This is a genomic window from Chryseobacterium indologenes (assembly GCF_002025665.1).
GTDB classification, from domain to species: domain Bacteria; phylum Bacteroidota; class Bacteroidia; order Flavobacteriales; family Weeksellaceae; genus Chryseobacterium; species Chryseobacterium metallicongregator.
In genome coordinates, this window is the sequence record NZ_CP018786.1 from 4,093,442 (window position 1) to 4,118,061 (window position 24,620).

General features: G+C 35.5%; 30 protein-coding genes. 18 read left to right on the forward strand and 12 right to left on the reverse strand.

Features of this window, described 5'->3' with window-relative positions; genetic code table 11:
* Positions 1-96 precede the first annotated feature (96 nt).
* The 7 genes from BUE84_RS18485 (at position 97) to BUE84_RS18515 (ending at position 5,479) form a co-directional block, all read left to right on the forward strand.
* Complete coding sequence (locus BUE84_RS18485; protein WP_079242972.1) at positions 97-2,115, forward strand: M3 family metallopeptidase; 2,019 nt, start codon at positions 97-99, stop codon at positions 2,113-2,115.
* Between the two features lie 13 nt (positions 2,116-2,128).
* Positions 2,129-2,545 (forward strand): hypothetical protein, encoded by a 417-nt coding sequence (locus tag BUE84_RS18490; protein WP_079242973.1) that lies wholly within the window; start codon positions 2,129-2,131, stop codon positions 2,543-2,545.
* A gap of 94 nt (positions 2,546-2,639) precedes the next feature.
* A complete protein-coding gene (locus tag BUE84_RS18495; RefSeq protein ID WP_079242974.1) occupies positions 2,640-3,059 on the forward strand; it encodes a DUF1801 domain-containing protein in 420 nt (139 codons plus the stop codon).
* Positions 3,060-3,110: 51 nt separating this feature from the next.
* A complete protein-coding gene (locus BUE84_RS18500) occupies positions 3,111-3,494 on the forward strand; it encodes a tetratricopeptide repeat protein (protein ID WP_079242975.1) in 384 nt (127 codons plus the stop codon).
* 27 nt (positions 3,495-3,521) lie between these two features.
* The gene (locus BUE84_RS18505; RefSeq protein ID WP_202971504.1) at positions 3,522-3,722 is read left to right on the forward strand and encodes a YqaE/Pmp3 family membrane protein; all 201 of its coding nucleotides are present in this window, start codon (positions 3,522-3,524) and stop codon (positions 3,720-3,722) included.
* A 111-nt stretch (positions 3,723-3,833) separates the two neighbouring features.
* Entirely contained in the window at positions 3,834-4,268 is a 435-nt protein-coding gene (locus BUE84_RS18510; RefSeq protein WP_238594289.1) for a methyltransferase domain-containing protein, read from the forward strand.
* A gap of 107 nt (positions 4,269-4,375) precedes the next feature.
* Positions 4,376-5,479 carry a serine hydrolase domain-containing protein gene (locus BUE84_RS18515; protein ID WP_079242977.1) on the forward strand — a complete coding sequence of 368 codons (1,104 nt, stop codon included), beginning with the start codon at positions 4,376-4,378 and terminating at the stop codon, positions 5,477-5,479.
* A gap of 3 nt (positions 5,480-5,482) precedes the next feature.
* Here the strand turns inward: BUE84_RS18515 and BUE84_RS18520 are convergent, their stop codons facing one another.
* Together BUE84_RS18520 and BUE84_RS18525 are read right to left on the reverse strand one after the other, a co-directional pair.
* On the reverse strand, positions 5,483-6,889 hold the full coding sequence (locus BUE84_RS18520) for an MFS transporter (RefSeq protein WP_079242978.1): 1,407 nt from the start codon (positions 6,887-6,889) through the stop codon (positions 5,483-5,485).
* Positions 6,890-6,928: 39 nt separating this feature from the next.
* The gene (locus tag BUE84_RS18525) at positions 6,929-7,492 is read right to left on the reverse strand and encodes a TetR/AcrR family transcriptional regulator (protein ID WP_079242979.1); all 564 of its coding nucleotides are present in this window, start codon (positions 7,490-7,492) and stop codon (positions 6,929-6,931) included.
* Positions 7,493-7,696: 204 nt separating this feature from the next.
* Here BUE84_RS18525 and BUE84_RS18530 point away from each other — a divergent pair, with 204 nt between their 5' ends.
* A complete protein-coding gene (locus tag BUE84_RS18530; protein ID WP_079242980.1) occupies positions 7,697-8,077 on the forward strand; it encodes a VOC family protein in 381 nt (126 codons plus the stop codon).
* Between the two features lie 94 nt (positions 8,078-8,171).
* The gene (locus BUE84_RS18535) at positions 8,172-8,795 is read left to right on the forward strand and encodes a hypothetical protein (RefSeq protein WP_079242981.1); all 624 of its coding nucleotides are present in this window, start codon (positions 8,172-8,174) and stop codon (positions 8,793-8,795) included.
* Between the two features lie 166 nt (positions 8,796-8,961).
* Here the strand turns inward: BUE84_RS18535 and BUE84_RS18540 are convergent, their stop codons facing one another.
* Complete coding sequence (locus tag BUE84_RS18540) at positions 8,962-9,318, reverse strand: hypothetical protein (protein WP_079242982.1); 357 nt, start codon at positions 9,316-9,318, stop codon at positions 8,962-8,964.
* Positions 9,318-9,452: a hypothetical protein gene (locus tag BUE84_RS24960; protein ID WP_262487963.1), complete on the reverse strand. Its 135-nt coding sequence runs from the start codon at positions 9,450-9,452 to the stop codon at positions 9,318-9,320. Before BUE84_RS24960 ends, BUE84_RS18540 begins: the two co-directional genes overlap by 1 nt.
* A 99-nt stretch (positions 9,453-9,551) precedes the next feature.
* Here BUE84_RS24960 and BUE84_RS18545 point away from each other — a divergent pair, with 99 nt between their 5' ends.
* The 8 genes from BUE84_RS18545 (at position 9,552) to BUE84_RS18580 (ending at position 16,072) form a co-directional block, all read left to right on the forward strand.
* A complete protein-coding gene (locus BUE84_RS18545; RefSeq protein WP_079242983.1) occupies positions 9,552-10,172 on the forward strand; it encodes a TetR/AcrR family transcriptional regulator in 621 nt (206 codons plus the stop codon).
* Positions 10,150-10,644 carry a GNAT family N-acetyltransferase gene (locus BUE84_RS18550; RefSeq protein WP_079242984.1) on the forward strand — a complete coding sequence of 165 codons (495 nt, stop codon included), beginning with the start codon at positions 10,150-10,152 and terminating at the stop codon, positions 10,642-10,644. Before BUE84_RS18545 ends, BUE84_RS18550 begins: the two co-directional genes overlap by 23 nt.
* Positions 10,645-10,655: 11 nt before the next feature.
* Positions 10,656-11,474, forward strand: coding sequence for a helix-turn-helix domain-containing protein (locus BUE84_RS18555; protein ID WP_079242985.1), 819 nt, complete (start codon positions 10,656-10,658; stop codon positions 11,472-11,474).
* Between the two features lie 75 nt (positions 11,475-11,549).
* Positions 11,550-12,140: an NAD(P)H-dependent oxidoreductase gene (locus BUE84_RS18560; RefSeq protein WP_079242986.1), complete on the forward strand. Its 591-nt coding sequence runs from the start codon at positions 11,550-11,552 to the stop codon at positions 12,138-12,140.
* Between the two features lie 481 nt (positions 12,141-12,621).
* Entirely contained in the window at positions 12,622-13,821 is a 1,200-nt protein-coding gene (gene tyrS / locus BUE84_RS18565; protein ID WP_079242987.1) for a tyrosine--tRNA ligase, read from the forward strand.
* Positions 13,822-14,026: 205 nt separating this feature from the next.
* Positions 14,027-14,548, forward strand: a complete 522-nt coding sequence (locus tag BUE84_RS18570; RefSeq protein ID WP_079242988.1) for a 3'-5' exoribonuclease domain-containing protein — start codon at positions 14,027-14,029, stop codon at positions 14,546-14,548.
* Between the two features lie 25 nt (positions 14,549-14,573).
* Positions 14,574-15,014 (forward strand): GNAT family N-acetyltransferase, encoded by a 441-nt coding sequence (locus BUE84_RS18575; protein ID WP_079242989.1) that lies wholly within the window; start codon positions 14,574-14,576, stop codon positions 15,012-15,014.
* Between the two features lie 416 nt (positions 15,015-15,430).
* Positions 15,431-16,072 carry a T9SS type A sorting domain-containing protein gene (locus BUE84_RS18580; protein ID WP_079242990.1) on the forward strand — a complete coding sequence of 214 codons (642 nt, stop codon included), beginning with the start codon at positions 15,431-15,433 and terminating at the stop codon, positions 16,070-16,072.
* 296 nt (positions 16,073-16,368) lie between these two features.
* On the opposite strand, the gene BUE84_RS18585 is transcribed toward BUE84_RS18580, so the two are convergent.
* The 8 genes from BUE84_RS18585 to panD form a co-directional block, all read right to left on the reverse strand.
* Positions 16,369-17,883 carry a helix-hairpin-helix domain-containing protein gene (locus BUE84_RS18585; RefSeq protein WP_079242991.1) on the reverse strand — a complete coding sequence of 505 codons (1,515 nt, stop codon included), beginning with the start codon at positions 17,881-17,883 and terminating at the stop codon, positions 16,369-16,371.
* A gap of 4 nt (positions 17,884-17,887) precedes the next feature.
* On the reverse strand, positions 17,888-19,165 hold the full coding sequence (locus BUE84_RS18590; protein WP_079242992.1) for a PP2C family serine/threonine-protein phosphatase: 1,278 nt from the start codon (positions 19,163-19,165) through the stop codon (positions 17,888-17,890).
* Positions 19,165-20,208, reverse strand: a complete 1,044-nt coding sequence (locus tag BUE84_RS18595) for a TerY-C metal binding domain-containing protein (RefSeq protein ID WP_079242993.1) — start codon at positions 20,206-20,208, stop codon at positions 19,165-19,167. Before BUE84_RS18595 ends, BUE84_RS18590 begins: the two co-directional genes overlap by 1 nt.
* A gap of 17 nt (positions 20,209-20,225) precedes the next feature.
* Positions 20,226-20,864 (reverse strand): vWA domain-containing protein, encoded by a 639-nt coding sequence (locus BUE84_RS18600; RefSeq protein WP_034698937.1) that lies wholly within the window; start codon positions 20,862-20,864, stop codon positions 20,226-20,228.
* 86 nt (positions 20,865-20,950) lie between these two features.
* On the reverse strand, positions 20,951-21,628 hold the full coding sequence (locus tag BUE84_RS18605) for a TerD family protein (RefSeq protein WP_034698935.1): 678 nt from the start codon (positions 21,626-21,628) through the stop codon (positions 20,951-20,953).
* 27 nt (positions 21,629-21,655) lie between these two features.
* Positions 21,656-22,231 carry a TerD family protein gene (locus tag BUE84_RS18610; RefSeq protein WP_034698933.1) on the reverse strand — a complete coding sequence of 192 codons (576 nt, stop codon included), beginning with the start codon at positions 22,229-22,231 and terminating at the stop codon, positions 21,656-21,658.
* A gap of 180 nt (positions 22,232-22,411) precedes the next feature.
* Entirely contained in the window at positions 22,412-23,494 is a 1,083-nt protein-coding gene (locus tag BUE84_RS18615; RefSeq protein WP_079242994.1) for a lysylphosphatidylglycerol synthase transmembrane domain-containing protein, read from the reverse strand.
* A gap of 3 nt (positions 23,495-23,497) precedes the next feature.
* Entirely contained in the window at positions 23,498-23,848 is a 351-nt protein-coding gene (panD, locus tag BUE84_RS18620) for an aspartate 1-decarboxylase (protein ID WP_002976902.1), read from the reverse strand.
* A gap of 399 nt (positions 23,849-24,247) precedes the next feature.
* On the opposite strand from panD, the gene BUE84_RS18625 reads away from it, so the two are divergent.
* The gene (locus BUE84_RS18625) at positions 24,248-24,538 is read left to right on the forward strand and encodes an HU family DNA-binding protein (protein ID WP_002976900.1); all 291 of its coding nucleotides are present in this window, start codon (positions 24,248-24,250) and stop codon (positions 24,536-24,538) included.
* The last annotated feature ends 82 nt before the right edge of the window (positions 24,539-24,620 follow it).

Genomic DNA, 24,620 nt, shown 5'->3' on the forward strand with positions numbered 1-24,620 from the left:
TTTTGTCATAACTTGCCAGTAAGGCATTATTTTTGAGGATTTCAGCTGTGATTCCCTATGAATCATTAAATTTACCTTATATAAAAAGATCAAAAAATGAATATTTTAACAGAAAAATTTAATACACCATATCATTCGGCTCCGTTCAACAGTATTAAAAATGAAGATTATCTTCCTGCATTTAAAGAATTGATACAAAAATCTGAAGCAGAAATTGATGCGATTGTCAACAATACTGAAGCTCCTACTTTCGAAAATGTAATTGAAGCATTGGCGTATTCCGGAGAGCAACTGGATGTGGTTTCCAATATTTTTTTCAATTTAAATTCTGCAGAAACCAGCGACGAAATTCAGCAAATCGCTCAGGAAGTTTCCCCGATCTTAACAGAATATTCTTCAAAAATTTCTCAAAACGAAGCCCTTTTTAACAAAATCAAAAAAGTATATGATGAAAAGGAAAAATATAATCTCAACGAAGAGCAGGAAATGCTTTTGAATGAAACCTACAAAGGTTTTGTAAGAAGTGGTGCTTTATTGAATGATGAAGACAAAGAAAAATTAAAGAAAATCAGCATGGATCTTTCTTTAAAGTCTTTAAAGTTCGGACAAAATGTACTGGCATCTACCAATGCTTATTTTAAACATATCACCCATAAAGAAGATCTTGCAGGAATTCCTGAAGCAATCATTGATCAATATGCGGAAGAAGCAAAAGAAAGAAACCTTGAAGGCTGGGTAGTGACGTTACAGTATCCAAGCTATATTCCGTTTATGACCTATGCCGAAAACCGTGAACTGAGAAAGGAACTCGCTTTAGCCAATGGTAAAAAATCTTTTGACGGCGGAGAATATGACAACCAGAATCTGATTAAAGAATTGCTTACTCTTAAACAACAGAAAGCTGAACTCATCGGATATAAAAACTATGCAGATTTTGTTCTGGAAGAGAGAATGGCTAAGTCTCCAGTAAAAGTTCTAGATTTTTTAAATGAACTTCTGACAAAAGCAAAACCTTACGCAGATAAAGAGATTGAAGAATTAAAAGCTTTAGCTAAAGCTGACGGAATTGAAGACATGCAAGGTTATGACCACGCATTCTATGCTGAAAAACTACGTAAGGCGAAATTCGATCTTAATGATGAAGAATTAAAACCTTATTTTCCATTACACCAGGTACAGGATGCTGTATTCGGGCTGGCTGGAGAACTTTTCGGGCTGAAGTTTGAAGAAAGAAATGACATTCCGAAATACCACGAGGATGTAAAAGTATATGAAGTAAAAGAGAACGGGACTTACAAATCTCTTTTATACGTTGATTATTTTCCAAGAAAAGGAAAAAGAGCCGGTGCATGGATGACCAGCTACAAAAATCAGTACAAACAAAACGGTGAGAATTCCCGTCCGCATATTTCCATTGTCTGCAATTTCAGCAAACCTACCAAAGATACACCTAGCTTATTGACTTTCCAGGAAGTGACTACTTTATTCCACGAGTTCGGACATGCGCTTCACGGAATGATGGCAGATACTCAATACCCTACTCTTTCCGGAACTTCTGTGAAATGGGACTTTGTGGAACTTCCGTCACAGTTTCTGGAAAACTTCTGCTATGAACCTGAATTTTTAAAAACGTTTGCAAAACATTATAAAACCGGAGAAGTACTTCCTGACGAAAAAATTGAAAAGATTGAGCAGTCTAAAAACTTTATGGAAGGATATCAGACTTTAAGACAGCTAGGCTTCGGGCTTCTGGATATGAACTATCATACGAAAGTTGAAGAATTAGAGAAAGAAAGTGTAAAAGAGTTTGAAGATAAATATACCAAAGCAACGACTCTTTACCCTTCCAACGCTGAAACGGCAATGAGTCCAAGTTTCTCACATATTTTCCAGGGAGGATATTCTGCAGGATATTATTCTTACAAATGGGCCGAGGTTCTGGATGCCGATGCATTCCAGTATTTCAAAGAAAACGGAATCTTCAATCCTGAGATTGCAGCCAAATATAAAGTACTGCTTTCTTCAGGGGGAACAAAAGATCCGATGGAGCTTTACAAAAATTTCAGAGGCAGTGAACCGAAAGTGGAAAGTTTACTGAAAAGAGCATTTGGATAGAATACAGGTTGAGATGACGACAGAAAAAATTAACATACTGGAAGCAGTTTTTAATCAATCTTTAAAAGCAGCTCTTGGCAATATTACTTTGGAAAAGATTGATGAAATTCTTGACAACAGAGATTCTGCAGAGTTTTCAGATGAATTGATGAAAGCTTATCAGCTGATTGAAGAAAAACCTTTTGATGAGGAAACGGAAGACCAGATAAGTGGTATCCGAAAGGAGATTTTTGTTTCCACGTTCAGAAGTACCGGTTCTTCAGATCTTCCGGCTTATATTTCCGATGATTTTGGTTTGATATGTTCTTACTACATTCATCAGATTGAAAACAGCTGGGTCACCAATTTGCTTTTTACTTATCTTCATCATCAGATTCCACAAGGAGACCTGATGAAAACAGAGAAAACAATAAAAGAACTGATTCAATAAAATCAGGAAAATACAATATAAAAGAACAGTGATTGCTGTTCTTTTTTGTTTTAAATTAGTCGCTTGTTAACCTCAAAAACCCATTAACTGATCCATGACCATCCAAGAACAAATCCAGGACTATATCAACAGCCAGCCGGAACTGAAGCGTAATGATATGCAGGAACTTCACAACATTATTCTCGAACTCATGCCGGAATGCCAGCTGTGGTTTCTGAATGGTAAAAACGGTGAAAATAAAACCGTTTCCAATCCCAATATCGGATATGGACTGTATACATTACAATATGCCGATGGAAAAACCAGGGATTTTTATCAGATTGGGATGAGCGCCAATACAGCAGGCATTTCCATCTATATTATGAATATCAGTGATAAAACTTACCTTTCAGAAACTTACGGTGAGAAGATGGGTAAAGCCAGTGTAACGGGATATTGTATTAAGTTCAAAACATTGAAAGATATCAACATTGAAATCCTGAAAGCGGCCATACTGGATGGACTTAAAGAGTAAAAAGCTAAATTTGCACCTTATAAGTAAACATCCATTCTGTAATTCTAAATAATGAGTACAATAACAACAAGATTAGAAAACGTAAAAAAACTTCAGGCTAAAAGATGGGAAAATGAAGACCATTGGGATACTTTAAACGATCTGTTAGTGAAAGAATTAGATGAGATTTTATTGATTGAGCCAACAAATACAGCAGCTTTAATCAATATTGGTGCTATTTACTCGGATATGGGAGAAAATGAAACAGCACTGGAGTATTTAAAAACGGCATTAAATTTGGGTTCTAAAGACAAAAATCTTTTTGTAAACCTCGCCATTGTGCTGGTTTATATGGAGAAACATCAGGAAGAGTATCTTGAATATCTTGAAGAAGCGGATGATAAAACGGAAGACCCTCTCACTTTTAAAGCGTATTTCGATCCTCAATCCCGTTAAAATCAAATTAATTAAAAACGAAAAATCATGTTATTAGCCATCTTACTTCCCTTCTTATCTTTCATGGTCCGTGGAAAAGTCTTCACCGGAATTATTTGTCTTATTTTACAGATCACTCTGATCGGATGGCTTCCTGCTGCTATCTGGGCTGTACTTTCTTTAAATAATGAAAGAGCTGAAAAACGAAATGATAAACTCATTAAAGCAATGCGGGAAAATAAACGCTAGAAACATGATCTGCACTTGAAAGTTCCATAAGTTAAGAACCTTATTTGAATACTCTAGTTCCTTTTAAGTAACCAAAAAATTGCAAGCTAAGAAAGAAAAGCTCTGGAAGAAGTGGATTATCCTGCCGAAAAATTTGATCTAATACTCAGTTCACTCACGTTACATTATGTAGAATCATTCGATACCATTGCGCAGCATATTTATAAATGGCTTATTCCTGGCGGATCATTTGTATTTTCAATAGAGCATCCTGTTTTCACTGCGGAAGGTAGCCAGGATTGGGTATATGATAAAAATGGTGAAAAAATCAACTGGCCGGTAGACCGCTATTTTATTGAAGGAAAAAGAAATACTACTTTCCTCGGGGAAAATGTCATTAAATATCACCGTACTTTAACTTCCTATTTGAATATTTTATTACAACACGGCTTCACCCTCAAAGAAATTATCGAGCCGGAGCCAAGTCAGGAAATGTTGAAAGAAATTCCGGAAATGAAAGAAGAACTCCGCAGACCTATGATGTTATTAATCTCTGTATTGAAATAATTTTTAGAAAATCAATTTTAATATTTTAAAAATAAAACATATCCTACTATATTGTATAGCATAGTAATTAAAATAAATCATATCTTTGTATAACACAATACATAAATATGATTATTAAAAAACTGATAACCCCACTTGTTCTGCTTTCATTTGTAACCCACACAATTAATGCGCAGACATTATCAAAAGGATATGAAAAGAAAATTGACAGCATTATCCAGACTGAATTCGGGAATAAAAATGAGCCCGGCGGAGTTTTCCTGATTACCCGAAACGGAAAAAATCTGTATCGAAAAGCATTTGGGAAAGCCAATCTTGAACTCAACGTTGATATGATGCCAGACAATGTATTCCAAATTGGTTCAATGACCAAACAGTTTACTGCCGTGGCTATTCTGCTGCTTGAGCAACAAGGAAAACTTAGTGTCACTGATCCTGTTTCCAAATACATCAAAGATTATCCTAACGGAGATAAGATCACCCTTCATCATCTTCTGACCCATACTTCAGGAATAAAGGACTTTACGAAAATGAAGTCAATCTCTTCCATTGCCCAAAAAGAAATGAAACCGGAAGAATTGGTGAATTTTTTCAAAAACGAACCTTTAGATTTCGCACCTGGAGAAAAATTTGATTACAACAATTCCGGATATGTCGTTTTGGGATATATTATCGAGCTCGTTTCAGGAAGTTCTTATGAAGAATTTATTAAGAAAAATATCTTTGATAAAGCAGGAATGATCCATTCTTATTATGCTTCCGACAGAAAAGTAATTCCTCAAAGAGCTTACGGCTATCACAAAAAAGAACAAGGGTTTGTGAATAAAACCGTCATCAGTTTCAGTGTTCCATTTTCTTCCGGATCACTGATGTCTACAGCAGGTGATATGCTGAAATGGCAGCAGGCTTTAAATCAAAATTTAATATTGGATTTAAAAGAAACTCAAAAAGCCTTTCAGAAATATAAACTGAATAATGGTGAAGAATTTACTTATGGCTACGGATGGCATTTGAAAGATATCAATGGAATTCCTGACCGTGAGCATGGAGGAAGCGTCTTCGGATTTAAAAGTATGGGAGTTTACATTCCTGCTGAAGATATTTATGTGGTTGGGCTCAGCAACTGTGACTGCCACTCTCCTACTGAGGTAACCAAAAATATGGCAAAAGCTACTTTACAAGAAGTCAAAAACTCATCAAAAAAAACCTGATTTTCATTTTCGATGTCTCATTTCAGGAAGAACTTCATCAGGAACTTTGAAAACACAGATCATCACAAAAATCAGACAAAAAATATTAATCAGTAATGCAACGGAAAAAGCTTCTTGATAATACTCTATAGAAGGCTTTACTCCCAAAACATAATAGAAAACACTTCCTACAGCAACAATTCCGACTATAGCAGCAATCTGCTGAAAAGTATTATAAACACCGGAGGCATTTCCACTCAGTTTTTCAGACATTCCAGACATCGCTATGTTAGCCAGCGAAGGAATGACGAATCCTATTCCCAATCCATGTAGAAACAACAGCAGACAGAAAACCATAAAATTCGTTTGTATCCTGAATAAAAACAACTGAACAATAAGAATGATCATGATAAAACTAAGTCCTGCTATCAGGGCTTTTTTACCATATTTTAAAATCAGTCTTACTGAAATGAATGACGCAAGGATAAAACCCAATCCCTGAAAACCGATAATCTCTCCCGCTGCTAACGGGCTGATTTTTAATCCGTCTTGAAAAAAGAGTGACAAAATATAAAAGTAGGAATCAAGCATGATAAAAAAGAATGACACCGCTATAATCCCGAGATTGAAATTTTTATAACGGAACAACTCAAAATCAATCAGATAAGCATGTTCCTTTTGGATTTTTTTCTTCTGATTTTTAATAAAGATGAATAAAATTCCGGCCGAAACCATCATTAATGAAACACTTTTGAAATGCAGTCCATCATACTCAGACATGGTTAAAGCATAAGTAGCACAGAACAATCCTGCAGAAAGAATTAAAACGCCGCCTATATCAAAGGGTTGTTTCACAGAAATTTTAGATTCGTCCAATAGCTTCAGGGTAAGGAAAATTGCTGGTAAACCTATGGGAATATTCATCAGAAAAATAAGTCTCCATGACTCTTCCATAACTGTAAGGGACGAAAAATAGCCGCCAAGAAACTGTCCCAAAACAGTTCCTATACCTATAGTAATTCCGTACCAGCCCATTGCTTTGGTGCGCTCCCTATGGTCAGAAAACAGGATCTGTATCATTGAAAGTACCTGAGGAGCCATCATTGCTGCACTTATTCCCTGCACAAATCTTGAAATAACCAACTGACCTGCTCCTACAGAAATCCCACAGGCAACAGAGCTTATCATAAAAGCTAATAATCCAATCACATACATTTTTTTTCTTCCGTAAAGATCTCCAAGTCTTCCTCCGGTAATCAGTAAAGATGCAAATCCAATAAGATAAGCCGCAATCATAAACTGCATTTCTCCGTGGAAAGCATGAAGATCACGCTGTATGGATGGTATGGATACATTAATGATAAAAATATCCATAATCGTCAATAACTGACCAAACAATACAACTATTAATTTCAAATACTTACGTTTCATTTTTATATAGATATATCTATTTTTAAATATTAAAAAAAATTAGGGAAGTAAACCCTGAATTATTTTTTTTATCTGATCAAAAGAATCATTTTGTCTGTTGATGGTAGAGGTGACAACGGCCCCTTCTATTAAAAGGAAAATATTTTCTGCTATTAAATCGGGATCAGCTATTTGACCTTTTGTAGCATATTCATTAACAAGAGTTTTGATCAAATCTTTTTGTTTTTCTTTATGCAGTTTGGCAAAACCTGAAACAGAAGGATTACCTTCTCCTATTTCAGAAACAATTTTAATGAAATGACATCCTGCAAACTTTGAAGTCTGCTGCAGCTTTTTTCTGTAATCAATAAGCGCAAGAATCTTTTCTTTTGGATCTGAAATTCTGGATGTGCTGTTTTCAAATCCTTCAAACCACTCAATTTCTTCTTTGATAAGATAAGCCTGAAGAAGATCATTCTTAGATGAAAAGTGATTGTACAAAGAACCAATAGCAATATCAGCCTCTGCAATAATCTGATTGATTCCTGTAGAATTGTATCCTTGCTTATAAAACAAATCTGAGGCAACTCTGATAATTCTTTCGCGTACTTTTTCCTTTTTCATCGTGAAAATTTTTACAAATGTAAATAAAAAAATAGATAAGTCTATCTATTTTTAAGTTAAGATAAAAAACTATATTTTAGATTCAAGAAATCATTCTCTCGTTTAAACTCTGAAATCATGAAACCGCTATCCTATTTTTTGACCTTTTTATTGCTAATAGGCGTATCTTGCACTCAGTCACAGAAAACCAATCCTGTAAAAAATATGAAATCTACTAATCCTGTTGTCTATTTTGAAATTCCCGTGAATGATCTTGAACGTGCTGAAAAGTTTTATACGGCTGTTTTCAACTTTAGTTTTGATAAAGAGATTATAGATGGCTATGAGATGGCTTTGTTTCCTTTTGAGGAGAAAAACAGTGGCATCACGGGATCCTTGGCTAAAGGAGAAGTTTACAAACCTTCTAAAAACGGAGTGATCATTTATTTTAAAACAGAGAATATTGATCAGACATTAGAAAAAGCTGTTCAGCATGGAGGTTCTGTTCTTTACCCTAAAAGGATAGACGAAAAATATGGATTTGCCGTAGCAGAATTTGAAGACTCAGAAGGAAACAGAATTGCATTGCATGAAACGGTAAAATAGCCATGCCATTCACTGCATATTATTTTTTTTAATACAGTTGACGCATATTTTGTATATTTAAACAACCATTTGAAATCTAATTGGGTAAATACTTATGGCGGAAGAACTTTATTTCATCAAGACCAATCCAACTATTGCCAAAATTAATTTGTACAATAAGCTGAGTCGTGAAGAAGAAAATATTTTAAAATTTCTTCAGCCTGAAGCGAAAAATACTCTTGAAACAATTAAAGAAAAAATAAAAGATTCCGTTGAAGAACTTACTCAGGAAGAACTTCTGCTTATTTTTCAATGGTTTCATAAAGTATACTCTTCAGATCACGAAGAAACCAAAACACAGCTTTTCATCAATGGTATTGATCTTTTTTATGAAATTCCTACAAACGTTCATGCCGAAAATTTTCTTCAGATTCTTTCAGATTATGAAAAACTGCTGAAACAGGATATGAATTATATTGTTGATTCTAAAAACTTCAATCAGTTTTTGATCTACGGAATATTTCTGACAGAAATGATCAACAGAAAACAGCATCCTGATAATATCCTTTGTGAATATCTGAAACCGGATAACCAGTCTTTGTACCTCCTGGCAGAAGACCAATGTGGTTTGAAAGATTTTGATCCCAACATCATTCCGAATCTACAGCATTATTTTGCAGACCTGTATGATCTTACCAAGTTTTACAAGGGATCTATCATCAAGCTTGAGCAGGAATAGAAAAATATTTGCAACTCATGTAACATCTTGCATTCAATAATTGTCTTTTATACATAACCAAATAACTGCAGCTCAAAATACAGTAAAAATAATTATTGAACCAGGATAAAAACTATAACACAGCCGGCAGTCTCCTTTTACGATGTGAAGCTGCTGGCTTTTTTTATTATTTTACCAACGAATGTCTGTGACTAAGAAAATAATACATCATTCCTCCTGCAAAATAAGCCAGCACATCAAAAAAATCTGCAGTAAAATGGTTAGAAAGTTTCGGACAGATCACTTCAAATAAAAAAGAGATATACAGCACTGAGGTCAATACAAACTTCAAATCAGGTTTCCATTGATATCCAAGAATCCCATTCATTATATATTCTATCAGATAACAATACATGGGAATTGTAATACAATCTGTGAAATGATTATTGATAATGGGAATAATAATTTCGTTTCTTCTCAGCAGAATAATGAGTCCCCATACTATCATTCCCAGCAGGAACCAAAATGAAATTCTTTTTTTCATCACATATGCAAAGCAGCCATTATCACCCCAAGAATCACCTGCAATATTTTTGATATAACTTCCTGAGGATCTGTTTTGCTTTCTTGATCAGTATTTTCTGTTGATTCATAATTGAATTTCTGTTTACCTTCCATTGTCCTAAGATTTGATACTGCAAAGATATTAAATTAGAACAATTGTTCTAATTTTAAAAATATGATTTATATACACTCTGATATTCTTATCTTTGGGTTATGAAGACCAAGGATAAAATTCTGTCTAAAGCACTGGAATTATTTAATGATAAAGGGTACAACAATATTACCACAAGACATATTGCGGCTGAAATTCATATCAGTGCAGGAAATCTACATTATCATTTCAAGCACTCGGAAGACATCATTACAATCCTTTTCTCAGAGCTTACCCTGAAAATGGATGAGCTGCTGAACCAGATGAAAAAAAAGGAAAATAAAAGTCTGGAAGATCTTTACCAGTTTACCTATTCTACCTGTGAAATTTTTTATTCTTACCGTTTTATATTTATCAATTTTATAGATATTCTGAATCGGAATCCTGACATCAAAACCAATTATGAAGGGATTAATTTCAGCAGAAAAGAGGAATTTCAAATGATCTTTTCAGATCTTCAGAAGAACAATATATTTCTGAAAGATGTACCTCATTTTATTATAGATGGCCTTGTTGAGCAGATTTTCATCATTGCCGACAACTGGCTTACCCATAACAGGCTTATTTTGAAACTCAATCCAAAAGAAGCCATTCAGCATTATACGCTGTTACAAATGAATCTTTTCTATCCGCTTCTCAATAAAAAACAGCAAAAGCTTTATGAACAGCAATACATCAGATAATCATATCATCATCAGAAAAGGAATTTACGATGATCTTCCGGTAATGCTGCAGCTGTTTACTGCAACAATAGATGAAGTGTGTAAAAAAGACTATGATCTTCAACAACTTGAAGCCTGGAAATCCGGTACCGAAAATAGAGAAAGATGGGTGAAAGTCATTACAGAGCAATATGTTTTGGTTGCTGTCACGGAGAATAAAATAGCAGGTTTCTGTACGCTCGATCAGGGAAATTATATTGATCTGCTTTTTGTACACAAAGATTTTCAGCACAGAGGAATTGCAACCCTTCTTTATCAACAAATTGAAAAAGAAGCTTTATTGAAAAAGAAGAAAGAACTTACTGCAGATGTAAGCAAAACAGCCAAATCATTTTTTGAAAAATCAGGTTTTAAGGTTATCCAGGAGCAGGCTGTCTACGTAAAAGGAGTTGCCATAACCAATTATAAAATGGTAAAAAACCTCATCTATTAACTTTCAGGATTATGGAATTACGTTCAGAATATAACGAGTACAGAATTTCAGTTCCACAGGAATTTGAAAATGTATTTACTCATTTCTATTTTGCTGAAAATACTTCTGAATCCTCAATGACTAAAACCCTTCTGCCTACTTATCAGACCATTCTCTTATTTTGTTTTGGGGAAAATGCTACCATGTCTACCCGGGAAAAGACCATCATAAATGTAGATAAATGTATGGTGTTCGGACCAGTGAGACAAGCCTTTGAATATACACTTCCCGCTGGCTGCTCTATCCTGGTTGCTAATTTTAAAGATGATGCGTTTTTCCGATTTTTTGGAAAAATATCCATTCAACAGTCGGTAAGGCATCCTGATGAATTATTGAAAGATAATTGTTTTACTGACCTTTGGCATCAGCTTACCCGATTAGATCCAGTCACAAAACAGGTAGATCACATTCTTGAATTCTGCAAACCTTATTTGCAGGATAGGGATATTACCAGCCAGCTTTTGAGCAGTTTTGAGAACGATCTTTTAAATCCCGTTAAAGTCATTGCAGAGCAGGCTCAACAGACGGAAAGAAACATACAGCGAAAGCAGAAAGAACAGTTTGGCTATTCTTTAAAAGAACTTAACCGTTACAACCGCTTTTTAAAAGCAATACAACTCATCGAAAAAGAAACTGAAAAACAAAATCAGGTCAAATGGTTTACCATCATTGATGAGTGTGGTTATTACGATCAAAGCCAGCTTATCCATGATTTTAAGCATTTTATCAACATTTCACCGTCTCAGTATTTAAAGTTCCAGCAGGAGATCTGCAACCCAAAATCGAAATAATCTGTTTCGTTTTCTTACAATTTTTGAGAAGTACGTCGTACTACTTTTGTCTCATTAATCTTAACAATCAAAACAATGAGACATTTAATCATTTACGCGCACCCCAATGAAAACAGTTTAAATCATCATCTTTTAAACACTGTTGTGGAAACCCTTCAATCTCACAACGAGGAAATTATCGTGAGAGATCTTTACAAAATCGGTTTCGATCCTGCTCTTTCTTTGAATGATATGCAGGGACAACGGATGGGAAAAGTATCAGATGATATAAAAACCGAACAGGATCATATTTCATGGGCAGAACAGATTACTTTTATTTATCCTATCTGGTGGACAGGCCTTCCCGCTATGATGAAAGGATATATAGACCGTGTTTTTAGTTATGGTTTTGCTTACCGCTATGATCAGGGTATACAGAAAGGGCTTCTGAAAGATAAAAAAGCTGTTATCATCAACACCCATGGAAAATCTCATGAGGAATATGAAAAAATGGGAATGGATAAAGCGCTTACCCTAACTTCCGACCATGGCATTTTCATTTATTCCGGACTGGAAATTATCAGACATTTATTTTTTGATAAAGCAGATAAAGCTTCTCCCGAAGATCTGGAAATCTGGAAAGATCAGATTAAAAATTTATACACTGAACATGTATTTAATTATTAATTTTTTTCTATGAAAACACTTATTGAAAAATAGAGAAACAACGCTATTTTACGGACTTCCTATCAAGTAACAAAGAAAATAATAAAATACAGTTTTTACATCTTTATCCTGTATTTTATTATTAAAGGATTTATGGCATGAAATTAGCTTCAAAAACCGCAAGTAAAATTGTTTTGAACCATTATTTTAAGCCATTAAGATTGATGGATGGTTAAGTTTTTCTTTTAAAACAAATCTTGTTATAACCCTACAATGCATCTTAATGGTTTAAATATTGGATCTCCAGGAAACTCCTGTATTTTTTGCATCACAATGAAACATCTGAACAGTATATTACGTCTTCCATTCTTCAGTGAATATTATACTCCGGGCTATCGTTCGGGAAGACTTTCTATATTTGTAATCCAATAAAATAATCTAACGTATATATAGAGCCCGGACAGTACCTGTCCGGGCTTTTTCATTTTAAAACTATTCAAACATGATTCATCCATTACAAGAAAATGTGGCTATCATCCTGCCTGAAAACGGTTTGGAAGAAAAATTGGCTCAAGCCGAAAGAGAAAACAGAAAACTTTCCATCAAACTGGGATTTGATCCTACCGCTCCGGATCTGCATCTGGGACATGCGGTAGTCTTAAAAAAACTGAAACAGTTTCAGGATCTGGGCCATCAGATCATTATTGTCGTGGGAAGCTTTACGGCAAGAATTGGCGATCCCACCGGAAAAAATAAAGCCAGAAAACCTTTAAGCACTGAAGATGTTCAGCATAATGCCCAGACTTATATCAATCAGCTTTCAAAGGTAATTGATGTACAGAAGACAAAGATTGTTTTCAATTCTGACTGGCTGGACACCTTGAACTTTTCTGAGGTAATTCAGCTGCTTTCAAAAGTGACTGTTGCCCAATTGATGCACCGCAATGATTTCAATAAAAGATTCACAGAAAATATACCTATTGCCATGCATGAACTGGTTTACCCGATTCTTCAAGGCTTTGATTCTGTAAAAATAGAGTGTGATATTGAAATGGGTGGTACAGATCAGCTCTTCAACTGTACCATGGGAAGGCAGCTTCAGGAAGTACATCAAATGCCTGCTCAGATTGTGATATGTATGCCTTTACTAAGAGGGCTTGACGGAAAGGAAAAAATGAGCAAATCCCTGAACAATATTATCGGATTGACTGACGAACCTAATGAAATGTTTGGAAAAACCATGTCTATTCCGGATGCTTTGATTGAAGAATTTATCAACCTGACTACCGATTTTTCTATTGAAGAAAAAACAACGCTTCTTTCCAGAATACAAGAAGGTGAAAATCCAATGAATATTAAGAAGCTGATTGCAAAGAATATTATCAGTCAATACCACGATACTGCTTGGGCTGAAAGTGCGGAACAGTTCTTTATCAATCAGTTTCAGAATAAAAATTTTGAAGAGAAAGTATACGAACCTGTTGCGATCAGTTCATTGAAAAGGACTGAAAATAGCATATCACTTATTGAGCTTTGCCATCAGCTTAAAAAAGACCTTAGCAAATCGGCAATCAGGAGATTAATTGAGGATGGAGGAGTTCAGATCAATACAGTCAAAATAACGGACTCAAATGAAGAAATGGAGGTGATCCCTCAAACGAAAATAAAAATCGGGAAAAGGGGCTTTTTTGAATTAGTATAAGGATGGAGGATGGGAGCTGGAGGATGGAAGTTTTGTCACACGATAAACTTATTAAGTTTTTTGATTGAGATATTTTTTAAAAGAACTTTTTAAATTAAAAGACAAAAGTGTTCTTGACAACACAAAAATAACTTCCAGCTTCCCTCCTCCATCTTCCATCTCTCAGCTTATTTCAATATCTTCGTTCCACTAAAAACTATTTCCAATGAGCTACATCATGGTTGACATAGAGTCGGACGGTCCTATTCCCGGAGATTTTTCAATGATCTGCTTCGGAGCAGTACTCGTAAATGAGGAACTGGACACTACTTTTTATGGAAAATTAAAGCCTGTTTCTGAAAAGTTCAACCCTGATGCTTTAGCCGTTTCGGGCTTCAGCAGAGAAGAAACAATGAGTTTTGATGATCCCGAGAAAGTAATGTTTTCTTTTGAAGAGTGGATTAAAACCCATTCCAAAGGAAGGCCCATATTTATCAGTGATAATAACGGTTTCGACTGGATGTTTATCTGCTGGTATTTTCATCATTTTATCGGAAGGAATCCTTTTGGCTTTTCTTCCCGAAGACTTTCTGACCTGTATTGTGGTTTGGAAAAAGATACTTTTGCCCAATGGAAGCATCTCCGCAAGACGGAACACACGCACAATCCGGTTGACGATGCCAGAGGAAATGCCGAAGTTTTATTGTACATGAAAGAAGAAATGGGACTAAAAATTGCATTAAAGTAAGAACTCTAATTTTTTATTTTCAAATATGAATCCTGATCTGCATTACAAACAAGCTGATGAAACAGATATTGATTTTCTTCTTAATCTCAGAATGAAAACCATGAATCCTCATTATGAAACTTCGGGGCTTTCTACTGACAGAGAAACAACTCTTCAAAGAGTTCTGTATCAGTTTGAAAAAGCTAATATTATTTTTTTAGATAACCAACCCATCGGACTGTTAAAAGTAAACCGAACATTTACCAATATTGAGGTACTGCAGCTTCAGATAGATCCCAGCCAGCAAGGTAAAGGACTTGGGAAAAGGATTTTGTCTGATATCCTGGAGGAAGCTTCATTAGCAGGAAAAACAGTTTCATTAAGTGTCTTAAAAACCAATAAGGCCCAGCATCTTTATAAAAGTCTTGGTTTCAGAACCGTAGATGAAGATCAGTATTCTTACTTTATGGAAACGGAAAGACAGTAAATTGAATTTATTCAGGTTTCGGCTAAGGCCGTTGAATTCTTCCTTTGATTAAAATGGGCTAAAGTCCGTTTCTGTTGAATCATAATATGAATTAACTTTATAACAATCTGAAGCAAAAATCAATCAGTCTTTTGTTCTATATTTTGTGACAGGCTGACCATAATTCAGGTACTTATTATATACTATTTCGGGTGTATCGGATATAAAAAATTCCTGATCATAGTGAAAAAACGCACATTCTCTGTTACTTATATCTATTGTTAATACTCAATAGATACAGCATTTTATTTCCATCACCTTTTCCGCATTCTAAACCTGTATATCTTTGAACCGTTTCAAAAGACCGGTCATTGTGAACTTAATCATTATAAATGATTTAAACCTTTAAAGAATACTAACAATCAAATTAAAAAAGAATGCAGACAAATTTACTTTTTCAAAGGATTTTAATAATTTCCTGTATCATTTTCTGTTTAAAAAGTTTTGGTAAAACAATTGTATTGAATATCAACAATGGCAATCCTGACGGTTCTCTGTATCAGATGAATGAAAATGTAGTTATTGGAGATAAAATACGATTCACCAACAATTTAAATTACACGATTAGTCAACAAAACAGCAGCTTTATAAGTGGTCCCGAAGGCAATATTGCAATCAATATCCAGCCCGGAGCATATTATGAGCTGGAACTGACCTCAGAGACCCAGACCATGTTTACTTTTGTCCATATGAATATGCCTCAGAATAAATATTATAACAGCAGAATAAATTTAACATTTGCTGCTTTAGGGGTAAATGAGCGATCAGCAAAAGACCATGGAATGAAGGCATTTCCTAATCCATCCCGTGATATAATGCATATAACATCGGAAGAGAATATAGAAGAGATTACTCTTTTTGATGCCAGTGGAAAATTACTGTTCACTAAAAAAATAATCAATACAAAAAATAATTTCAAAGAAAATATCAATATGTCTTTTTATGTAAAAGGCAGGTACTTTCTGAAGGTAAAAAATTCTGACGACACTTACTCTACCATTCATGTGATCAAAGAATAAAAATCTGATTAAGAAATTCTCATAATTAGTTTTAATTTTTTTCTTCCGGCAATTGTTTTCAGACTTCATTCAAAAGCCGGAAGAATTTCCCATAGTTGCAAAAAATACAATATGTTTTTCATCCTTTTTCCTGACATAGAGGAAGTACTGATATGGCTTATTAAGAAAAGTATTCCTCTTCACCATCATATCCAATCATTACTTTCACAATTTAAGCTATATTTTGCACTCTTAAAAATAGGCGTCCTTATTGTGGATAAAACTTATATCCACAGGACAATTTGATTGATAACAACTTATAACTGATTGGCCATTGTTACATACATGAGCCTTCCCCCTTCTTCCGCAGACAACAGTATTTTTTTTCCATCAGTGAGCTCTACCATAGAACCTGGCGGAATCTCTTTCTGTTCTGTGACATCTTTCATTCCGGATAACCCCTGATTCACAAGAACCCATTTCCCTTGATGGAAGGTAAAATATCCTACCGGCATTTTATCCTGCATCGTCAGATTTTCATTTCTTATCACTTTTCGGGAAACATGCCATTTGAACAGATACTGATTATGATATACCATTAATCTGTGATTTTCCGGCTTCCATACCTCATCATCAAATCTGAAATACAGATCTAATACCGGAAGTGTTCCCTGATGTGGTGTTCCACAGAACGGGCATTTTGGATTGCTGGTATTATCAAAGACATACCATTTTTCTGTACAGCCGGAATTCTGGCAAGGCTGTATCAGATCTACAGTTTTCAGTAATGCGGTTTCCCATTCATTGGCCGTGGGACGTCTGATGGGATCATGTAATCCGTCTATGAATGTTTTTCTGAACAATTCCGAAATATAAGGACCTGTAATGGTGTACGGAATCTTTTGAGGATCTCCCCAGAATGCATCCCATTTTCTGAGATGATCTGATTTTACATGGTTGGAATTATTTTCCGGATGTTCTACAAACATGGCTTTTTCTCCCATGGATAAAATTTCATCCTGTTCAGAATCTAAATCCCAGATTTTTCCTCCACGCAGCGGATGTCTTCTCAGCAGATACATATAAATCAGAACAGCAAGGGCATGTAGATCTGTTTTTTGATTGGGTAAATGTCTTTCCGGATCCTGAAGCTTCAAATGTTGGGTTTTCAACACTTCGGGTGCAATGAAATCTGCAGTTCCTATAACTTCCGGTGGAAAGAGTTTGGGAACCACAAGACCGTCAATATCGATGATACAGGCAGATTTTGTCACAGGATCTACCAGAATATTGTTATAAGACAAATCGGAGTGAGCCAACCCCATCTGATGGAGCTTTTTCACGCCTCTGCTGATATTAACTGCAATCTGGAAATAGCTCAGCCAATCTCCCAATTCTGACTGATCCAATCTCAACGGATATTGCTGATTTCTGAACATGGGAGCGGTAAACCATTTACCCACTTTATCCTGTCCCTGGATGTTATCTGAACCAATATAGCCTTTCGCAAAATAAAATTTATTGTGATAAACAGGAACTACAATTCCTGTGAGTTTATTTCTTTCAACGATATCATAAGGCCATCTGAATATTTCGTTCAGAAAATATTCAGAAGTATTGCCACTCTGTATACTTTGCAGATAAGTAGAAACAATCCTCATGATTCTTTCCTTCTGTCCTTCATCCAGCGGATTTCGGTAGAAAGCGACTACATAGTTTTTATCGGGTGAAAAATAAACATCTTTCATTCCGCCTCTGATAGGGTTTTCATCTACATATTCATACGATTTGGCTGTATCCAGAACAGAAACAACTTTAATGGTCTTTTTCATGGTATTAATAGATTATGGCCAATGTACGATCATCATGATTTCCTCTGCTCCAGAAATCGCTCCAGATTAAAAGTTCTTCATCAATTTTTTCATCGTTGATAAAATCGGCTTTCGTCCGGTCATCATTATTTCCGGCAAGATCTTCAAAAAGTGCTTTCCAGCTTTCTGTATCTTCCAGTTTATTTTCTGTGGTAAATTTAGGATCATAAATACCGTCTGTCATCAGCACGAGATAGGAAAAATCTTCTACACAGGTGATCTGAAAACGGGAAACCATTCTATCATTAAAAATTTCTTTCATAGTGATAAATCGTGTACCACCACCAAACTCTCCCACATCCATTCGGTTTAAAAGTTTTACTTCAGAAAAGTCTGTATTAATCAGATTGATCGGACAGTCACCCACTCCAAAGCTCAGAATAACATATCCGAAACTGAACTTTTTAAGCAAAATAAAAATAAGTGTAGCGTGCAGATCATTCACTGAAAGGGCATTTTCTGCTGCTGTTTTTTCTAATATGTGATGAACATGTGAAACACTTTCCGATAAAATATTGATAATACTCTGTTTCGCTTCAAGCTGTTCCTGATCAGAAGGCTGAATGGTGTACAGAGTGTTGATCTTATTTTCAATCTGTTTTAAAATTTCCTGTGAGTTGAAAAACTGGTTGATCGTTGTGGTTGCCAGTCTTGAACCTTCTCTGGCAGCTTTTGCTGAACCTGCTCCATCTGAAACAGAAATAATATTCCAGCCGTCGGGAATCGTATTTACGGCGAAATCATCTTCACGAAATTTACCTTCATGAGCGTGGGAACGTCCTCTTTTGGAGGCTACAACAATTTTTTTGTCTGAAAAAGAGCCTTTGTATGAATCTTCTTCCGATTTATAAAAAGCAGCGTTCATATCACTTGGAATATTCTTCCATAAATCTTTGGGATCTGCGTTGACAAGCAGCTGTATTTTCTTAGTTTCAAGCTGATCCTGATCATAAATGTGATAAAACTGAACATGCAGATGGTACATATTATTTGTTACCGGAGTTCCTGAAATTGTATTGTTTTCAAAAGTAAGTCCTGTTTCTTCCAGGTTTCCGATATTCTGAATCTTGATGTTGGGAAACTCTTCCATATCGAAACTGAATTCATAGAACTGTTTGACACTAGCATTTTTCAACACCCAATGAACGTCTTTGAATTCTTCTTTTTCTTTATAGATAAGAGACTGCGTCATACTTTTTGGTTTGGATTCGTCAGCTGACTTCCTGAAAAACTTACCCATCATTAGCCCAGAGTTCTGTTAATATCAAACCCTCCACCGGAAAATCCGTAATAATCGGAAGTTCCACACCATGGACATTTACTGTATCCTTCTCCCCTCAGGCAGTGAATACCTCCGCACGAGCAGGTAGCTAATGCAATGGGATTGGCACAGTGAGGGCATGAAGTTCCGCCATCCAGTTCTTCGATATTGATTTTAAGATGAGTTTTCTGATTGGAAGAAAGTCTGTAGTAAGCCTTTTCATCAATTTTATAAGCCCCGTCCAATCTGTAATATCTTGTAGCCATTCCCGGTATGCTGGATTCTGCAAATGCTTTTTTAAATTTCATCAGATAAAGCTTTTCCGTTTCCTGACATTTTCCGTTCAGTACAACAAAGTTATTATCCGGAAATCTCTGTTCCATCTCTGGATCTACTTTCTCCAGAATAAGAGAATCAATTTTGGATAGATTAATTCCTTCTTTTTTTGCTTCTGTTACGCTCTGACTGGTAGTTTTAATAGAATCCGTTACCCATTTGAAAAACTCTTTGTAAGAATTCTCATCAGAATTATTGAACAGTAAAACATTGTCTGCCAAAGAACCGAGAAGTTTATAATTGGTATTTTCTCCGATAGAAACGGCAATAGTGTTAGATTTTCCGTTGTATTTGGTAGTCCATCTTTCAATGGCTTTGGTGGCATCATCCGTGGGAACTCCGTCTGTAAAAAGGAAGACGATAGGTTTCCAGTCGCCTTTTCTTTCATACGTTGTTTTTACAATATCCCTGTCGATACAATCCATCACTTTAATTAATCCCTGAGAAAGTGATGTCCCGCTTCCAATAGGAATTTTAGGTGGATAAAAACTGATAATATCCTGCATCGGAGTAATCACTTCAGCTTCTCCTGCAAAACCTATCACAGAAATGTAAACGGTTTCAAGTGAATAAGGATCTTTTTTTAATTCCCTGATGATATTGGCGATACCTTCCTGTACCTGCTCAATAGGCTCTCCTACCATAGATTCGGAGATATCTACTAAAAAATAAATAGGCAGTCTTCTCATGGTGTAAAGACAATTTTTTAAATAATAATATTAAGCTCTGATGGTGGCGGAGGTAATGTGATATTTTCTCCCGTATTCTGTGATTGTCCTCCCTGAGTAATGGAAGAACTCACCCATTTGAAAAAAGAAGAAAGGGTAATGGCATCTGTAGTATCCAGTTTTACTACATGATCGGTCAGTTCTTTCAAAAACTGTTCATCCGCTTTCGGTCCTGCCGCACATCCTACGATGGCACCAAATTCCAGTCCTCTGATTACAGGGATCATCTGCCTGTACTTCTGAATATCTGACGGTTTTCCATCTGTAAATATAAACAGTAACGGCTGCCAGTCTCCTTTTGCATCTGCCGATTCTTTCACAATTTCCCTCTGAACCAGTTCAGAAACCATTTCCAAAGCAGCTCCTGTATGCGTTGGGCCACTATCCGGACAAGTAATCTCCATTGGATAAAAACTTGCCAGATCTGTTAAGGGTATAATATTCTTAACATCTCTATCAAAGGTAATGACACTTAAATGCAAGCTGTCCATCGCCTGCGGATCCGCACGAAGCATACTGATGAGGCCATTGAAACCATTGTTCAGTGCCTGAATAGGTTCTCCGTTCATAGACCCCGAAGTATCTAATAAAAAATAAGCTAATAATCTCCTGCTCATTATAGACAAGTATTAATTCTGAAGCCGGTGAAGGGAGTCGGAGACTTCCTAGCCGGCTTTTATGTGAGTTGAAAAAAATTGAAAATCTAGTTGGAATAAGCGTATTGCTGTCTCAGAATATCAATAAAATTATCTGTATTATGCGGTTCTCCCACAGCACGGAATTTCCAATCACCATTATGACGGTATGCTTCTGCAAAAACCATTGCACATTTACCATTCATACTTGAGTCACCGGAAAGGCTGTATTTTGTTATTTCTTTTCCTGAAGCATCTACTGCACGGATAAATGCATTTTCGATCATTCCGAAGTGCTGATTATTAGTTCTTCCCTGATAAATGGTAACAATGAACACAATCTTCTGATAGCTTTGATCCAGCTGATCCAGTCTTACAATAATCTGCTCATCATCTCCATCACCTGCTCCGGTTCTATTATCTCCTGTAAGCCATACATTTCCGCTTGGATGCTGCATAGAATTGAAGAAAACCACATCTCCCTGGTAAAGCCCCATCTGTCTTCCGTCATTGGTCTGTACCGTTCTTCCAAGATTAGCTACTTTTCCGTTGCCATCTAAAAGAAATGCTACTGCATCAAGATCATATTCTGCTTCCTTGCTGAACAGTTTACCGAAGAATCCGCTGCTTTGTTTTCTTACATCCCATCCTAAACCGATGGTTACTTTTGAAAGATCATAAACGCTTTCTCCGCGGTCATTCTTTCTTAAATCTATCGTTTGTCCTTTCTGTAAATTAATTGCCATAGTTATAGTTTTTGTGTATTTGATGATTTATTTGATGATTTGTCCTTTGTAGTATTTTTCGAGGAAGAAGCCTAAATCTGCTCTGTATCCTATTCCTGAAGCTTCAAATTTCCAGCTTCCGTTTCTTTTGTACAGTCTTCCGAATTCTACTCCGGTTTCAATAGAGAAATCTTCATCCAGTTCATATTTTGCAATCTCCTGGTTGGAATGATTGTCTACCACTCTGATATAAGAGTTTCGTACCTGTCCGAAATTCTGTCTTCTTCTTTCAAAATCTTCAATCGTTACCACGAAAAGAATCTCTTCCACTCTTGAGTCTACTTTATCAAGATCTATAATAATAGCTTCATCATCGTCACCATCACTGTTTTTACCACTCGGGTCATCTCCTGTGTGGGTAAGAGCTCCATCCGGAGAATTCAGGTTATTGTAAAAAACAAAGTATTCTTCACTTACTAATTTTCTGTCAGAATCAATCATGATTGCAGAAGCATCCAGGTCAAAGTCGTAGCCGGTTCCTTCATTCGGATCCCAACCTAATCCAATCGTCATTTTCGTCAATCCTATCTCGATCTTTTGTCCTTTCTGTAGATTAATTGCCATAGTGTTTTATATTATGATTATTTTTTGCATTAAGATAGAAGTGATTTACGAATTGACCAAATTTATTGATGAAAAAATGTTCTATACCGCTTAATTTTAAACTCTTTAAGTCACAAAATAGTCATAAAAAAAGGTCCAATTAAAAAATTGAACCTTGTATAGTATACCATGTATATTGAATTAATTTTCAAATTCTTTATCTGAAACAGCATTGTTTCTTGCTTTTGCGAGCATAGGAATGGAAATTAATCCCATCACCAGCATAATGACAATCTGCAGCGGTAAAGAAATAAAAGAATAAGTAAGCCCCATTTCCCCTCCGAAATCTGCACTTTTTCCTACTGAGATGAAAAGAGCCATGAAACCATACTTCATAGCCAGGTTATACGCTCCGATTCCTCCACTGGCAGGAATAATCATTCCCAGTGTTCCCACTACAATAATGAAGAAACCGTCTGCAAAAGTAAATGCTGAGGTTTCAGGAAGGGCAAAGCAAACAAGATACGCGGCTAAATAATAGCAAATCCAGATTCCTAATGTATACAGAATGAATTTTCCTTTTTCTTTTAATTTAAAGATGGAAGTTAACCCCTGAAGAATTCCTTTTCCAAAATTGATAAGTTTCTCTTTTTTATATTTATAAAGAAGGCCTAAACCAATTAAAACCAATATTACAAGACCAATTTTAACGCATAAATAAAATGAATCAAAATCACTTATCCCCAATTTCATCATTTGCCTCTCAAAAAAATTAGGAACAAACTCTTCTTTTTCATCCTTCTTATCCATTACAAAATGATAGAAAGCAAGAATTGCATTAAATTTAAAAATCGCTGTTAGAAGTAAAAATCCCATCATACATATAAGATCTACTACTCTTTCCAAAATAATAGTCCCAATAGATTTATCCACTGGTACTTTTTCTACTCCATATAAAGCTGTAGCTCTTGCTACTTCACCACTTCTCGGAATGGTAAGGTTCATCAGATATCCAAATGATATGGACCAAAGGGCATTGGAGTTTGAAATATGGTGTCCCATAGGTTCCAGCATCAGATTCCAGCGGATAGCCCTAAACCAGTAAGCAAGAAGCCCAAACACGGATGCAAACAATACCCAAAGATAATTGGCCTTCGCCAGTGACTTCTGAATTACTTTAAAATCCAGCCCCCTTAGGGCAAGCCATAAAAAAAAGCCTGCAAAAGCAAGCGATATTACTATTGTAAGTATTGATTTTACAGGACTTTTTGATGTGTTTTCCATGTACTACGTAAGAAGGTTTGTTTTTTCATCCGGAAAAACGATCTTTGGCTGGAAGTCTTTAGCCTCCTCTGGAGTCATCTGAGCATAAGCAATAATAATGATAATATCATCTTTCTGTACTTTTCTTGCTGCAGGCCCGTTCAGACATACTTCTCCGGATTTTCTTTTCCCTTTGATCACGTAAGTATCAAAACGTTCTCCATTGTTCACATTGACAATATAGACCCTTTCTCCCACTACCAGACCGGCAGCTTCTATAAGATCTTCATCGATCGTTATACTCCCTATATAATTAAGGTCAGAGGCAGTTACTCTCACCCTATGAATCTTAGACTTGAAAACTTCTATTAACATGCTGCAAATTTATTAATAAAAATTAATAAAACAGGTCTTTATTATCATTTTAAAACTCCCACAAACACAGGGGTTTAATTTCACAAAACATAAGAAATTTAAAAATTACTTATAGATTTAACAATCATATGGTCAAAAAAATTAATTGTTTGTACACAATTTAGGATTTAATAAATACGAAAAATAATATTAACTTTTTGCTAAAGTCAATACACATAAGCATTTGGCATGATTTTAGTAACCTGTAACGTAGATTTTCTGTGAAAAGTGGAATTATCATATTTTAACTGATTTCAGTGAAAAGCAAAAAAATTTTACAAGTTTTAATAAAAAAATTGCACAATTAGAAAATAGTATTATATTTGCTATAATTACGAACTAACTTTAATATTAAAAATTATGAACAAGTCTGAATTAATCGACGCAATCGCAAAAGATGCAGGTATCACTAAAGTTGCAGCAAAAGCTGCTTTAGAATCTTTCATTGGTAACGTTACAACTACTTTAAAGAAAAAAGACGGAAAAGTTTCTTTAGTAGGTTTCGGTACTTTCTCAGTAGCTGAGAGAGCGGCTAGACAAGGTATTAACCCTGCAACTAAAAAACCAATCAAAATTGCTGCTAAAAAAGTTGCTAAATTCAAAGCTGGAGCTGATTTATCAAATGCAGTTTCAGGTGCTAAGAAAAAATAATCATTCAGATTACAAAAATTCAGGGCTGTTTCTTAGAAACAGCCTTTTTTATTTTAAATGATGATATAGAATTAAACCATTA